Source organism: Enterococcus sp. DIV2384, from assembly GCF_050534975.1.
GTDB lineage: Bacteria > Bacillota > Bacilli > Lactobacillales > Enterococcaceae > Enterococcus > Enterococcus faecalis.
In genome coordinates, this window is the sequence record NZ_CP172905.1 from 2538348 (window position 1) to 2551728 (window position 13381).

Here is a 13381-nt window from a genome sequence, read left to right on the forward strand (position 1 = left end):
GCTCCTTTCAAAGCTGTATTTTTTAAATAAAATTCATGGGTTCTGCATCAATGGAAAGTTTTAAACCACGAGCCGTTGCTCGTTGTGTATCGGTTAAAATTTCTTTCAATAATGGTTGAAGCATTGGTTCTTGTTTATACTTGATAATCACTTGATAAAAGTATCGATTATTGACACGCATAATTGCGTTAGGCGTTGGTCCCAACAAAATAGCTTGCGGCGATAAGCCTTGTTTTAATTTCGTCGCAATTTGAAACATTTGTTTCGCTGCTTCATTTTCTTCAGGATGGCTAGCCGTAATTTGGACCGTAAAATAGTACGGCGGATAATCCCCACGATGACGAATATACATTTCTTTTGTATAAAAATCTTCATAATCTTGGGCTTTTGCCAATTGTATCGCATAATGCTCGGGGTTAAAAGATTGAATGATGACTTCTCCCGGTTTTTCAGCACGACCAGCTCGGCCACTGACCTGTGTCAATAACTGGAAGGTCCGTTCACTGGAACGAAAATCGGGTAAATTCAAGGCGGTATCAGCATTTAAGACACCGACTAACGTCACATTTGGAAAGTCCAGTCCTTTGGCAATCATTTGTGTGCCTAATAAGATATCCGCTTGTCCTTCACCAAATGTTCGCAAAATCTTTTCATGCGCACCTTTGCGTCGGGTCGTATCAACATCCATTCGGAGAATACGACTGTCTGGTAACAACGTTTGTAATTCTTCTTCTACTTTTTGTGTGCCTGTTCCGTAGTAGCGAATTTTATCTTGGCCACAGTTAGGACAGCGATAAGGAATTCGCTCTTCATGCCCACAATAATGACATTTCATTGTTTTGCTATCCATATGCAAAGTTAAGGAAATATCACAATTCGGACACGGCAACACATAGCCACAATCGCGACACATCACAAATGACGAATAGCCACGGCGATTAAGTAGGAGAACACTTTGTTCGTTTTTCTCTAAGCGTTCTTGGAGTTTTTCTTGCAACGACATGGAAAAAGAAGAGACATTGCCATTTTCTACTTCTTGCCGCATATCCACTACATCAATCGTAGGCAAGGTTGCCGCTTGATTGGCACGCTGTGTTAATCGTAACCGCTGATAAACATTTTTTTGTGCGCGAGCGCGTGATTCCAAGGACGGCGTGGCACTGCCTAAAACAACAGGGCAATGATGGTACTCCGAACGCCAAATCGCTAAATCTCTCGCGTGGTAGCGCGGGGTTTCTTCTTGTTTATAACTTGCCTCGTGTTCTTCATCAACAATGATCACGCCGATGTTTTCGATTGGCGCAAAAATGGCTGAACGCGCGCCAACCACCACTTCCGCTTCTCCTCGTTCAATCTTCCGCCACTCATCGTATTTTTCACCTTGCGATAAGCCACTGTGCATTACAGCAACATGTTCGCCAAAGCGACTTTTAAAGCGTTGCACCATTTGCGGAGTTAAAGAAATTTCAGGGACAAGCATAATGGCTGTTTTGCCTTGGTTAAGAACTTCTGCAATGACCTGTAGATAAACTTCTGTTTTCCCACTTCCTGTAATACCTTCCAATAAGTAGGTTTGGCTTTGCTGTTCTTGGACCGATTGTAAGATTGTTTCCACAGCCACCTGTTGTTCTGCATTCAAAGATAACGCAGTCGTTTTTTCAAACGTCTGATTAGCAAACGGATCACGATACGCTTCTTTTTCAATGAACGTTAACCAGCCGTTTTTGGCCGCTTCATTTAAAAGCGCGGTACTGAAACCTAATTCTTTCATTTCCTTCACAGCGGTGACTTTTTCAGTGCCTAAGCGTTGTAAATAGTAAAGAAGTTGCTCTTTCTTCTTAGCTCCCTTGCGTAAACCCAAACGTATTTCCTCTAATTGTTCAAATTCCTTAGCGGCTTGAATGAAGCGGACCATTTTGACTTTATTTCTCGTCGTAACTTCGTAGCGAATATCGACTTTTTGCTGTTTACGCAACGCCATTAGTTGAGGCAAAATCCCACGTTCTTGCGCTTGGTCCCACGAAATTTCCTCTAAACCATAAAATAACTGATCTTGTAATTCTTCAGAAAGCTCATTCGTTAAATAAATATATTTTTGGTAATCGGCACGCATTACGCTAGGCAACATGGTTTGCAAGCAAGTGATTTTAAAGGCAAACGTTTTTTCCTTCATATAATCAGCTAAAGCCAACATTTCTATATTTAAGACAGGTTTTAAATCCAACACCGCCACTAGTTCTTTCAACTGAACGTTGGTTTCGTCAAGAACCGTTGCAGCCATTGGTTCAATGGCTAGAACAAACCCTTGAACATGCCGATTACCGTTACCAAAAGGCACTTCTACACGCATGCCGACAGCCAATTGCTCATTTAAATTTTCAGGAACTAAATAAGTGAATGGTTGATCGGTTTGCATCGTTGGTACATCCACAATAACTTTGGCTACTTTTTGCATGGTGCGTCCTCCTTTTTTATGTAAATTCTCTTTGCCTATTGTACTAAAGATTGACTGATTTGTCTTGTGTGTCTCGTTGGCACCTTTCAGAATAAACGAAGAGAAAGCCTCTGAAATAGACAGACGGCTTTCTCCATTCGTTGACAATCATTCAATTAATTTTTTTCGTCACGTAAACGGTTTTCTAATTCTTTTTGTTCTTGTTCACGTTGGCGTTTGCGTTCTTCACGTTCAATGCGTAGACGTTCGCGTTTTTCTTCAGGATTTGGATCACTGATCACTGTTCCTGCTTCGATTTCTTCTAACGCACGACCCACACTTTTTACAGAATCAAAGGATTCAACGGTTGGTTGAACGCCTTCATCTAATTCATGCGCACGTTTGCTTGCTAAAATAACCAAAGAATATTTTGAAGGGACTTCTTTTAATAATGAGTCAATTGACGGTTTTAACATCATAAGGCTACATCTCCTCTAACATTTTAATATATTTTCCAATTACACGGTCAACACGGAAGTGCTCACTCGCGATAATGTCTTTAATTCGTTGCACGGCTAAAGGAACTTCATCATTCACTACCGCATAATCATACAGCGCCATCATTTCGATTTCTTCTCTGGCCACAGCCATTCGTTCTTCAATCACAGACATTTCGTCTGTTCCGCGGCCAATAATTCTTGATTTTAATTCCGCTAAATCGGGGGGTGTCAAAAAGATAAATACGCCATCAGGCACTTTGTCTTTGACTTGTTTAGCCCCTTGGACTTCGATTTCTAAAAAGACGTCTTTGCCTTCATCTAGCGTCTGGTTAACATACGTTAATGGTGTCCCATAATAGTTACCAACATATTCCGCATATTCCAACATTTCTCCAGCTTCAATCATCGCTTCAAATTCTTCTCTTGAACGGAAATAGTAATCTACTCCATCCACTTCGCCTTCTCGCTGTTTCCGAGTGGTCATTGAGATTGAATATTGAAAATCATTTTCTTCACTGTCGAAAATAGCCTTTCTTACAGTCCCTTTCCCCACTCCTGAAGGACCTGACAATACGATTAATAACCCGCGCTCTGACATAACGACTTCCTTTCAAAACATAATTTCACAGTATTAGTTCTATTTTGCACTTTTTTTCTGCAATTTTCAAGACTTTCTTGGAGATTCACTGAAAAAATAACATTTCTTCTTTAATTTGGCTTTCATAACTTGTTCTTTTTTTAAACAAATTACCTAGAATTCCTATACAGGCAGCCATTTTTTAAGTAAAATGAAGTGATGACTCCTTTAGGATGAAAAAAACGTGAATAAGAAAGGACTGAGAAACATCGCACGAATTAAACCATTTACATTGTTTCTGCTAGGCTTAGTTGTCAGTTGTGGGGCCTTTTTTGCCCAACCTACTGTGACTCACGCAGAAGAAGATATTACCGCAATTGCTAAAAAAATGGGGACAACCCTGAAAGCGGATGGCATTCCCAAAGCAGCCATCGTTGTTGATGCTGATTCTGGAGAAATTCTCTGGTCGCAGCAACCAGATTTAGCGTGGAATCCTGCCAGTATTGCCAAAGTGATGACCATGTACTTGGCCTTTGAAGCAATGGAGCAAGGAAAATTTACAATGGATACGACTGTGACTGCTACGCAAAAAGATGTCGATATTTCTAAAATATACGCCATTAGTAATAACAAAATTACGTTAGGTGTTGCTTATCCAGTCCGTGAACTGTTAAAAATGATTGCTGTCCCCTCTTCTAATGTGGCGACTCTCATGTTGGCAAACTTAATTTCAGGGAACCAGCCTACTGACTTTGTTCATTTAATGAATCAAAAAGCGGCTGAATTAGGGATGACAAATACTACCTATTACAACTGCAGTGGAGCGCAAGCAAGTGCCTTTAACGGCCTGTATCAAATGCAAGGAATTGACCCAAATGGCGATAACGTCTCTACAGCTAGAGATTTAGCTTCACTAACCTATCATTTTCTGAAAAATTATCCAGAAATTTTAGAAATCACCAATAAACCAGTGGTGAAAACAATGGTCGGCACGCCTTACGAGGAAACTTTTGAAGCGTACAATTATTCTTTACCAGGCGCTAAGTATGGCTACCAAGGCGTGGATGGTTTAAAAACAGGCTCTAGTCCAACAGGCGGTTTTAACTATATTGCGACTGTCAAACAAGGAGATTTCCGTTTAATTGAAGTCATTTTAGGCGTTGGTAATTGGCAAAACCAAGATGGTGAATACGAACGGCATGTGGCTGGGAATGCTTTGCTGGACTATGCCTATACGACATACGAACGCAAAAAACTTTTAGACAAAGGACCACAAACCATTGATCACAAAAAAGTCACTTTGGCTAACGATTTATACGGTGTCGTTCCCAAAGGCAGTCAGCCTACTTTTAAATTAGTAGCAGGGCAGGTGCAAGTCGACACGCCTTTGACATTGTTAAATAGTACTGTTCAAGCGCCTAAAGTGGCTTACCAAGAAGTTAAGCCAAAACAAACAACAGCTGAAGCTGCGGAAGAATCAAACGAACATTCTGGGGATACCACCGTTGCAGAACCGAATCATTTTATTCCCAAATCGATTGCCACAAGTGTTTTAGTCCTTTTCGGGCTAATCTTCTCAGTAATTACCCGTCAGCTTCAAAAACGTTTAGAACGTCAGAAAAAACACGGCAAAGAAAGCAGTAAAACTGCAGCCATGCGGACAATCTTTTTAAGTGCCGCAGTTCTTTCTTTCCTATGCGCCGTTGGCTTGTTTCTTTTATTCTAATTAAAAAAAATACCACCAAGCGTGAAATGCTTGGTGGTATTTTTTATAAGCCCATATTAGAAAGCGTATTGACCACGTTCATCAATTCATCGCGACGACGAACTTGTTTGTCGACAGGGCCGTCAACTTCTTTCACGTCAATGCGAACAACAAAGTGACGATTCAAAGTAACAAACGTGTCTTCGTTAATTTGGATATTTAATTCTGTTTCAGAATAGCTTGCACAAGCATCTTGCCAGACGTCAAATGGTTCTCTGTCTGAAGCGACTTCTGTTTTTACCACAGAACGACCACTTAATTCTTGAAAGGTTACATCATAAAATTTAGTCATTGCTTTCACCTCTGTCATTTATTCGTTACTTCTATATTATAGCGTTTTCTGGAAAAACACGAAACCATTTTCTCTATTCGACATTTTGAATTTGTTCCCGAATCTTTTCTAAGGTTGTTTTCATTTGAACGACACTATTTTTTATTTCAATTGGACTTGATTTCGAACCAATCGTATTGACTTCACGGTTCATTTCTTGAATTAAGAAATCTAGTTCTCGGCCCACTGGTTCTGTTTCGTCAAGCAACTGATGCAACTTATCAATATGGATATCCAAACGATCCAATTCTTCATGAATATCGCCTTTTTCCAATAAAATGGCCATTTCTGTTAATAAGCGTGTTTCATCCACTTGGCTACCTAACCATTCGTTTAATTTCGCTTCAAAACGTTGACGGTATTCTTGTTCAAAAACGCCCACAAACGCTTGCAGCTCTTGAATTGATTGGGTCAACACTGCTACGTAGTCAAGCAGGACTTGTTTAATTTGCGTGCCTTCTTGCACCCGGCTTTGGTCAAGACTAGCGATGGCTGCTTCAAATGCTTGAACAAAAAATGGTTCAAATGTCTGAGCAACGATTTCTGCTTCCACTATTTCGACAAAATCATTTTGCTTTAATAAATGGTTGACCGTGTCCCCTGCATCAAACGTTGCTTCCGGATAGTTTTCCTTTAAATGTTGATCTACCGAAGTTAATAATTGATCAATTAAGTCCCACTGCACGCGCACTTCTTTTTGATTGTTGCCGATTTTTTGGAGATTTACATAGACTTCCACACGTCCACGTTTTAACGTGCGTTTGATTACTTGCCGAATCACCAGTTCATAGGCATTCAGTTCCTTTGGCATACGCAATTGAATATCTAAAAACCGTTGGTTGACACTTTTAACTTCAACATCCAATTGATAATTTTCATTTTGAATAGTCTTTTTTCCAAATCCAGTCATACTTTTCATTGACAGGGTGCTCCTTTTACATGGATTTAATTGTTTTGCTTAATTCAGCAAATTCTTCGTTAGTTAAGGTGATGCCTTTACCCATTTTTTCGTGATCAGGGGCCCACTCACGCAAATCAAATTTTGGTGGACGACCATTCCAACTAATTAGATTCAATTCTTTACGCCAGCCACGAGCATTCTCAGATAACACAGCGACTTCTTCTAAAATTTCATATGAAAATTCTTCTTTCATAACATTCACTCCTTGTTAGTATTCCTTAGGTTATTGTACCATCTTTTCCTCGACACTTAAAATACACATCTCTTTTCTATCACCCTGTCTATATAAACATACGCAACTTTTTCAAAAAATCAGTAAAAAAGCGACAACTGCTCGTTTCAATCGTGTCAGTCACCGCTTCTCTGTCTATTCTTTTTCTGTATACAGATCCACTACTTCAAAACTTTGGCAAACTAACAACATGTCGGGATAAAATTGTAGCTGATAGGGGGCCAGTTCTTCTTTAAAGAACCGTGCATGCTCTTCATACCAATAATCCAGCGTCAAATCTCCTTCACCTTCCGCTTGTGCAAAAGATTCTGAGACCTTATTCATGGGCATAATTTCAACTTTGGTTGTTCGAATAATAGCCAGCGGTTGAGACTGACCATCTAAAATTATGTCGTATTGACCAGCTTTAGGGAGTTGTTCTTCTTCCATCTTATAAATATCTAAAGAAGAACATGTCGCTGTCTTACGACCAGAAACAACCAATTGACCCAAACGATTACCCATCTCAGAAGAGCCATCACCAAACATCCACACATCGGGCATCAACATATCTAATTCATGTTTATCTAAAAAGTTTTGCCAGAACACTTCTACATTTTTTAACATCCTTTGCTCTCCTTTTTATTTTTACTTCACGCAACCTTCTTTCACTAATTATACATAACTGATTGCTTTTCTCCTATACTATTTTTACAAAATGAAAACTAAAATAATGTCAGTAGTATTTGGACAGAAAAAAAAGAGAGCGTGGGACAAAAATCACTTTGGATTTTTGCTCCACGCTCAAAAACTTATAAACGGCGGGAACAGAAGCAACTCCTTCGGAAATAAGCCGAAATTCTCCAAAAATTACAGAACAATTTTCGGAAATTCCTTCTTATTTCTCGGAGTTAAACGCTTCTGTCCCGACCTCATCTTTTTATTTTGCTTGTCGTTCTTTGATTTTCGTGAGTAAAGATTGAACATGCTGGCGTGCCGAAGCTTCATCTTCTTGAAGCATCTTTTCCGATAAAATAAAGGAGCCGCCCACTGCTAATACTTCTTCTGCTTCCACATACTCTATAAAGTTTGTTTCATCAATCCCACCAGTTGGTAAAAATTGAACATCATAAAACGGGCCACTTAAACTTTTGATGGCTTTTAACCCGCCGTAAATATCGGCTGGGAAAAATTTAACCACTCGTAAGCCATACGCCAGCGCTCGCTGAATCTCCCCAGGCGTAGCTGTTCCTGGAAAAATAGGCACCTCATTTGCCAGACAAAAATCAATGACTTCTGGAACAATCGCTGGGGAAACAATGAACTGCGCACCGTTCGCTACTGCCTCTTGTGCTTCTTTCAAGGTTCTAACAGTTCCTGCGCCTACTATTAAATTCCCTGAAGCAGCAAGTTGTTTGATGGCAGGCAAGGCCAGCTGACTCCGAAAAGTGACTTCAATAAACGGTAATTCGTTTTCTACTAAGACCGATTCTACTTGTGGCAAATAGCGTAAATCTGTTGCAGTGTATAGTGGTAAAAGTTTACATGTCGCTAATTGTTGATACAGTTGATTTTTTTCAACTTTTGTTTCCATTCTGTCACTTCCTATTTTGTTTGGCTTTGGTTGCTTCGTACAGTCCTTGAATATAGGTCAACCCCATTGCTCGATCATATAAACCATAACCAGGCATCGCTTTTTCATCCCAAATTGCCCGCCCATGGTCAGGACGAATAACACCTTCATACCCTACATCTACCAGTGCTTGCATTAATTCCGCCATATCTAACGAACCAGCGACACTAGGATGCGCCGTTTCTTCAAAACGATGCTCACCTAAATACTTCACATTGCGGAAATGAACAAAATTAATTCTGTGACCTATTTCACGAATCATAGTAGGCAAATCATTCGTCGGGTCCGCACCGAGGGAACCTGTACAAAATGTAATCCCATTTGCTGGTGAGTCCACTAAGGAAAGGATTCGTTTCAAATCCGCTAAATTTTTAGTGATTCTTGGCAAACCAAAAATTTCCCAAGGTGGATCATCGGGGTGAATCCCCATTTTGATATTTTCTTCTTCACAGACAGGAATCACACGTTCTAAAAAGTAGCGCAAATTTTCGACCAAATCTTCTTCTGTTACGCCGGCATACATGGCTTTCAATTCTTGAAATTGTTGCAAACGCTCCTCTTCCCAACCTGGTAACCGGAATCCTTTTGACTGACTGTGAATCAATTGATACATGTCTTCTGGCTGCATGTTCTCTACCACAGCTTGATCAAATAACAACGATAAACTGCCATCTTCATTCTCATACGCCAAGTCCGTTTTAGCCCAACCAAAAATAGGCTTGAAACTGTAGCACACTAAGGAAATTCCACATTTCCCCAAGTTACGTAACGTTTGGCGATAATTATCAATATAGTGGTCTCGTTGATCCGTCCCCGCTTTAATGGCATCATGAATAGCGACACTTTCAATTCCTAAAAGTGCTAATCCTTCTTGTTCCACCGATTGTTTAAGTGCCTGAATTTCGGCTACTGTCCAAACATCACCTGGTAGTTTATTTAACAAGGTACCGACAACACCAGTAATTCCTGGAATCTGTCGAATATGTTTTAACGGAATGGCATCGCCTGCCGCTCCGTACCATCTAAATCCCCATTTCATTGCTTTCACCCTTTACTACATTCTTAAAAATCATCGTCCTCATCCTCTTCGTCCTCAAAGGAAGTCATAGAAATATCCCATGCTTGCACACTTTCTTTGCCTTGCGCAACAATCGCTTGCGCCGCTTCAGCAATCGGTGTGCCCAATAATTGATGGTTTATCGCTTCTAAGACCATTGGTAGGTTGGTACCACTCACCACAAAGATTTTCTTTTGTAGAGCTGGTTCGAGTTCGTTAATCACCAAAACTGCCTGATTGTAAGGACTCGCACTTAATAAGTCAACCATGACCAACACGCCATCCCCTTGTTGGACGTTCTCAATCGCTGTTTTAATTTGTCCGCCTAGTGCTTGGACATCGTCTCCACTATTTAGATTAACGGTTTCGATATTTTCGGTTGCGCCCATAATCACGGTAGCTGCGTCTTTCGCACCGTCACTTAGTGCACCGTGTGTAGCAATCACAATCCCTAACATAAAAGTTCCTCCTTCAATTCAGTGGCTTGAGTCATTACTTCAAACAGTCATGCAATGACTCAAGCGACTGGCCTTTTTTATAAATTAAATTTGCCTAAAACCTCTTTTAAACTAGTTTTTGGTGCAGAAGGCGTTGCTTGGAAATAAATATCTTCTACGCCATACACCTCATGTAGTTCTTTTAATTTTTCGGCATCTTCTTTGTTTAAATAAACAGATTTGGTTACTAATAAATCTTTTTCTGGATTCTTCTGTGCAATACCGCCGATGTTTAACTCCTTCATAGGGACTCCGTGTTTTACTAAGTCATAAATTACAGAGACGGTTTTAGCGATTAAAATACAGTTGTACTCTTTGAATTGGTATTCATCCCAATAAAATTTAGCTTTTTCCGGCGTAATGACAATGGTTTTTTGTCCTGTCCGACTGCCTGCACTTTTGTATAAATCACGCATAAATTTATCCTTTGCCACCACTTCATCAACAACGAAAATGGAATTAACGCCACTTTTTTGGGACAAGGTCACCATCACTTGTCCATGAATTAATCGTTCATCTACTCTTGCTAAATTTACTACGCCCATCTGATTCACGTCCTTTTCTTTTTATAAAATACCGACTGTTGCTAAGACAATTAAGATACCTGTTAACCACAATAATGCTTGCGTAACTTTCAAGCCTTTTTTCGTATAGAACCAATACACGCCCATTACAACAGCTAGCGGTAAGAGTCCTGGGACAATCTGATCAAGGATATCTTGAACCACAAACTCACGGCCAGAAAGTTTAAATTGAAGAGTTGAAGAAACTTTGACATAATTACCAGCTAAAATCCCCATCATGAACAACCCTAAAACAGATAACATTTCAATGGCTTTTTGAATCCCAGCACTTTGCATTAAGCCTGTGGCATTCCGCCCCATTTTGAAGGATTGTCTCGCAAAGAACACACCTAACAGTACTTGATAAAGGGCAAACGCGACAAAGGGGAAAATCGCACCTAATGCGCTACCTTGTTGCGCCCACGGCACCGCAATCGCAATAAAAATATATTGAACCGTACCTGAGTCAATCGCATCACCAATCCCCGCTAACGCGCCCATCAAGCCAGCTTTGGTGTTATACATTAAATCATCTTGCATCATGATTTCGCGGCCTTCATGTTCTTCTTTGGCCCGCTCTTGTTCCATGGAAGCCATCAACCCAGTAATGACCCCGCCGCCCCAGCTTAATTGCGTATTGAAAAACAGCAGTTGACGCATATAAGCGGCTTTTAATTGTTCATCGTCTTTATATAATTTCTTTAAAAGTGGCATCATTGCGTACAATAACGAAGGCGCCAAGTAACGTTCAAAGGAATGGGGAATTTCATTGGCAAAATGCCAACGGAGATAGGCTTTTGTAACATCTTTATTGGTAATTTCTTCTGGTGCTAAATTCGTTGTTTTCGGCACGACTTTTTCTGTTGTTTCCGTCATTTCAGTTCCTCCTTTTTCTTTTAAAACCCGTCATCGTAATCGTCATCATCATCAAAATCAGTGGTGGCACTGGCGGAACCAGCACTTTCTGCTACAGGTTTGCCTTTTTGGACTTGCACAAAAATTAACGCAATAATTACGCCAAAGATGGCATACGTTACCATGGTAATTTCCAATGACTTAAAGACGATACTCATGAAGTATGCAAGGAAAAAGAAAACCAAGAAATCTTTTCGACCAATGACATAGACCGTTGTCGCAATCCCAATTGCGGCTAAACCACCACCGACTACTTCTAACACGTGAATCACAACGGTTCCTTCTAATGCTTTAATAATATCGGCAATGACTGGTGCCCCTAAATAAAGAGCAAAAAAGACTAATGGAACGAATAAAATAAATGAGGCGATCGTTGGATACCAGATAATTGAGCGGGCAATTTTTTTAGAATTTAGTTCAGCCACCGCACGATCGGTATACTTCCCTAAAAACGTGTTAATAAAGAAACGGAATTGATATAAATAACTTCCTAAAAGACCGACAGGAACCGCTACGGCGATAGCCGCTTCCGGCTTCAAATTCCCTAGCAACGCAACTGGCACAGCAATCGCTGCCGCAATTGATGGTTCTGCTGGCATAGAGCCACCTGGTGAAAAAACACCCATGTAAATCATTTGTAATGCTGCGGTGACGATCATCGCTTTCGGGACATCGCCCATCACTAAACCTGCTACTAACCCTGTCATTAAGGGCGAGAAACGCAACGTTAACGTTGCTCCTCCTCCAAGCCATCTGGACATAATTGCTGCCACCCAAAGCGCCATTATCAAACTTTGTAAAACACTTAACGTTTCCATAGTTCCTCCTTCTTATCCTTGGTTTTGGATATACTTTTCTAGCTCTTCAATCCCTTGACGTAAACGTTCTTCCGAAATCTCAATAGGAATTAAATGAACCTTTTCTTTTGAATCAATAAATTGAACCATTGCATCGAGTACTGCTTCTTCTTTTGGGTAAAGGCCCATTTGTCGTAACGACATGGGCAAGTTTAGCTCTTGATAAAAAGGGATTAATGCGTCTATGATGGCCCACCTTTTTTCCAATGCTAATTGATAGAAGATGCCGTAAGCTACTTTTTCGCCGTGTAAATAGTCATGACTTTTGGGTAAAAATTTACTCATAGCATCATGCATGGCGTGTGCTGCTGCATTGCGGGCGTATTTGTCGCCGAAGCCGCCGACTAATCCAGAAACAGCGAAAACAATTTCTGAAAGATGGACAAATTCAGGCGTGAGTTTGCCCTCGTCCATCGCTGCTAAGGCTGATTTTGAGTCCCGCATAATCGCTTCTTGCGAAAGCTTGGCGGTCGCTCCCGCTAATTGTAAAAAGGGTTCCCCTTGCAAATGGGCTTGGCGTAAAATGGTCTCTGATTCATACCATTTCGCTAACGTATCAGCTAAACCAGCGACAAAATAATCACGGGGCGCATCCAGAAGCAACTTAGGATCAGTGATTAAAAACGCAGCTTGGCGAAAGAAATGTTCCGTTTTGCCTTCGGCCGCGCCATTTTCTTGATACATCACAGCTAACGGTGTCCACGGCGCACAGTTACTAGCCAAAGTGGGGACCAAGCCAAAATTCAGATTGTTTAAATGGGCGCTGTAGCCCACTAAATCGGCTAACTTACCGCCGCCGACTCCCAGAAGAAAGTCAATCTGGTGTTCCTTTATTTGCTGTGAAATTTGTTCGGCGCCAAAATAACTACATTCTCCTGTGTAAGTGTGATAGAAGAATTGATACTCTGAATCTGCCAAGAAGGGCAAAAATGGCTGAGCTTTTTCAAAGGATACGGTGCCATGCACCACCAAAATTCGTTGGGCGTGATATTCCTTGAAAAGTGACGGCACCGAAGCTAAGGCGCCTTCGTGGTAACGATAAAATTGCGGTCCAACTTTCACTTTTAAATCAGTTAACAT

General features: G+C 40.7%; 15 protein-coding genes. 1 reads left to right on the forward strand and 14 read right to left on the reverse strand.

The annotated features are described in order from the left end of the window. Positions 1-22: 22 nt before the first annotated feature. The 3 genes from priA to gmk form a co-directional block, all read right to left on the reverse strand. Positions 23-2455 carry a primosomal protein N' gene (priA, locus tag IGK54_RS12150; protein WP_173968716.1) on the reverse strand — a complete coding sequence of 811 codons (2433 nt, stop codon included), beginning with the start codon at positions 2453-2455 and terminating at the stop codon, positions 23-25. A 155-nt stretch (positions 2456-2610) separates the two neighbouring features. Further along, complete coding sequence (gene rpoZ / locus IGK54_RS12155; protein ID WP_002354916.1) at positions 2611-2913, reverse strand: DNA-directed RNA polymerase subunit omega; 303 nt, start codon at positions 2911-2913, stop codon at positions 2611-2613. A gap of 4 nt (positions 2914-2917) precedes the next feature. Continuing rightward, positions 2918-3532 (reverse strand): guanylate kinase, encoded by a 615-nt coding sequence (gmk, locus tag IGK54_RS12160; protein WP_002354915.1) that lies wholly within the window; start codon positions 3530-3532, stop codon positions 2918-2920. 223 nt (positions 3533-3755) lie between these two features. Here gmk and IGK54_RS12165 point away from each other — a divergent pair, with 223 nt between their 5' ends. Continuing rightward, complete coding sequence (locus IGK54_RS12165; RefSeq protein ID WP_002389422.1) at positions 3756-5237, forward strand: DUF1958 domain-containing protein; 1482 nt, start codon at positions 3756-3758, stop codon at positions 5235-5237. Positions 5238-5280: 43 nt separating this feature from the next. Here IGK54_RS12165 and IGK54_RS12170 read toward each other — a convergent pair whose 3' ends face one another. The 11 genes from IGK54_RS12170 to IGK54_RS12220 all read right to left on the reverse strand — a co-directional run bounded on the left by IGK54_RS12170 (position 5281) and on the right by IGK54_RS12220 (position 13381). Beyond that, positions 5281-5586, reverse strand: a complete 306-nt coding sequence (locus IGK54_RS12170) for a hypothetical protein (RefSeq protein WP_002383233.1) — start codon at positions 5584-5586, stop codon at positions 5281-5283. Between the two features lie 55 nt (positions 5587-5641). After that, positions 5642-6526 (reverse strand): YicC/YloC family endoribonuclease, encoded by an 885-nt coding sequence (locus IGK54_RS12175; protein ID WP_430603048.1) that lies wholly within the window; start codon positions 6524-6526, stop codon positions 5642-5644. A gap of 16 nt (positions 6527-6542) precedes the next feature. Beyond that, on the reverse strand, positions 6543-6761 hold the full coding sequence (locus IGK54_RS12180; RefSeq protein ID WP_002381076.1) for a YdbC family protein: 219 nt from the start codon (positions 6759-6761) through the stop codon (positions 6543-6545). A 174-nt stretch (positions 6762-6935) separates the two neighbouring features. Then, positions 6936-7406 carry an ASCH domain-containing protein gene (locus tag IGK54_RS12185; RefSeq protein WP_002354908.1) on the reverse strand — a complete coding sequence of 157 codons (471 nt, stop codon included), beginning with the start codon at positions 7404-7406 and terminating at the stop codon, positions 6936-6938. Between the two features lie 313 nt (positions 7407-7719). After that, positions 7720-8373 carry a bifunctional 4-hydroxy-2-oxoglutarate aldolase/2-dehydro-3-deoxy-phosphogluconate aldolase gene (locus tag IGK54_RS12190; RefSeq protein WP_002359031.1) on the reverse strand — a complete coding sequence of 218 codons (654 nt, stop codon included), beginning with the start codon at positions 8371-8373 and terminating at the stop codon, positions 7720-7722. A 4-nt stretch (positions 8374-8377) separates the two neighbouring features. Further along, positions 8378-9451: a mannonate dehydratase gene (gene uxuA / locus IGK54_RS12195; protein WP_002388613.1), complete on the reverse strand. Its 1074-nt coding sequence runs from the start codon at positions 9449-9451 to the stop codon at positions 8378-8380. 23 nt (positions 9452-9474) lie between these two features. Next, on the reverse strand, positions 9475-9927 hold the full coding sequence (locus IGK54_RS12200) for a PTS sugar transporter subunit IIA (protein WP_002354905.1): 453 nt from the start codon (positions 9925-9927) through the stop codon (positions 9475-9477). A 77-nt stretch (positions 9928-10004) separates the two neighbouring features. Beyond that, positions 10005-10511, reverse strand: a complete 507-nt coding sequence (locus tag IGK54_RS12205; protein ID WP_002354904.1) for a PTS system mannose/fructose/N-acetylgalactosamine-transporter subunit IIB — start codon at positions 10509-10511, stop codon at positions 10005-10007. Positions 10512-10532: 21 nt separating this feature from the next. After that, positions 10533-11405 (reverse strand): PTS system mannose/fructose/sorbose family transporter subunit IID, encoded by an 873-nt coding sequence (locus tag IGK54_RS12210; protein ID WP_002354903.1) that lies wholly within the window; start codon positions 11403-11405, stop codon positions 10533-10535. Positions 11406-11425: 20 nt separating this feature from the next. Then, a complete protein-coding gene (locus tag IGK54_RS12215) occupies positions 11426-12262 on the reverse strand; it encodes a PTS mannose/fructose/sorbose/N-acetylgalactosamine transporter subunit IIC (RefSeq protein ID WP_002354902.1) in 837 nt (278 codons plus the stop codon). A 12-nt stretch (positions 12263-12274) separates the two neighbouring features. Beyond that, entirely contained in the window at positions 12275-13381 is a 1107-nt protein-coding gene (locus IGK54_RS12220) for an iron-containing alcohol dehydrogenase family protein (protein WP_142957072.1), read from the reverse strand.

Coding starts and splice junctions, on each gene's coding strand:
- IGK54_RS12180 (WP_002381076.1), bottom strand. CDS start 6,761: ATGAAAGAAGAATTTTCATATGAAATTTTAGAAGAAGTCGCTGTGTTA.
- uxuA (WP_002388613.1), bottom strand. CDS start 9,451: ATGAAATGGGGATTTAGATGGTACGGAGCGGCAGGCGATGCCATTCCG.
- IGK54_RS12170 (WP_002383233.1), bottom strand. CDS start 5,586: ATGACAGAGGTGAAAGCAATGACTAAATTTTATGATGTAACCTTTCAA.
- IGK54_RS12215 (WP_002354902.1), bottom strand. CDS start 12,262: ATGGAAACGTTAAGTGTTTTACAAAGTTTGATAATGGCGCTTTGGGTG.
- IGK54_RS12185 (WP_002354908.1), bottom strand. CDS start 7,406: ATGTTAAAAAATGTAGAAGTGTTCTGGCAAAACTTTTTAGATAAACAT.
- gmk (WP_002354915.1), bottom strand. CDS start 3,532: ATGTCAGAGCGCGGGTTATTAATCGTATTGTCAGGTCCTTCAGGAGTG.
- IGK54_RS12200 (WP_002354905.1), bottom strand. CDS start 9,927: ATGTTAGGGATTGTGATTGCTACACACGGTGCACTAAGTGACGGTGCG.
- IGK54_RS12190 (WP_002359031.1), bottom strand. CDS start 8,373: ATGGAAACAAAAGTTGAAAAAAATCAACTGTATCAACAATTAGCGACA.
- IGK54_RS12220 (WP_142957072.1), bottom strand. CDS start 13,381: ATGTTAACTGATTTAAAAGTGAAAGTTGGACCGCAATTTTATCGTTAC.
- IGK54_RS12175 (WP_430603048.1), bottom strand. CDS start 6,526: ATGAAAAGTATGACTGGATTTGGAAAAAAGACTATTCAAAATGAAAAT.
- IGK54_RS12210 (WP_002354903.1), bottom strand. CDS start 11,405: ATGACGGAAACAACAGAAAAAGTCGTGCCGAAAACAACGAATTTAGCA.
- rpoZ (WP_002354916.1), bottom strand. CDS start 2,913: ATGATGTTAAAACCGTCAATTGACTCATTATTAAAAGAAGTCCCTTCA.
- IGK54_RS12205 (WP_002354904.1), bottom strand. CDS start 10,511: ATGGGCGTAGTAAATTTAGCAAGAGTAGATGAACGATTAATTCATGGA.
- priA (WP_173968716.1), bottom strand. CDS start 2,455: ATGCAAAAAGTAGCCAAAGTTATTGTGGATGTACCAACGATGCAAACC.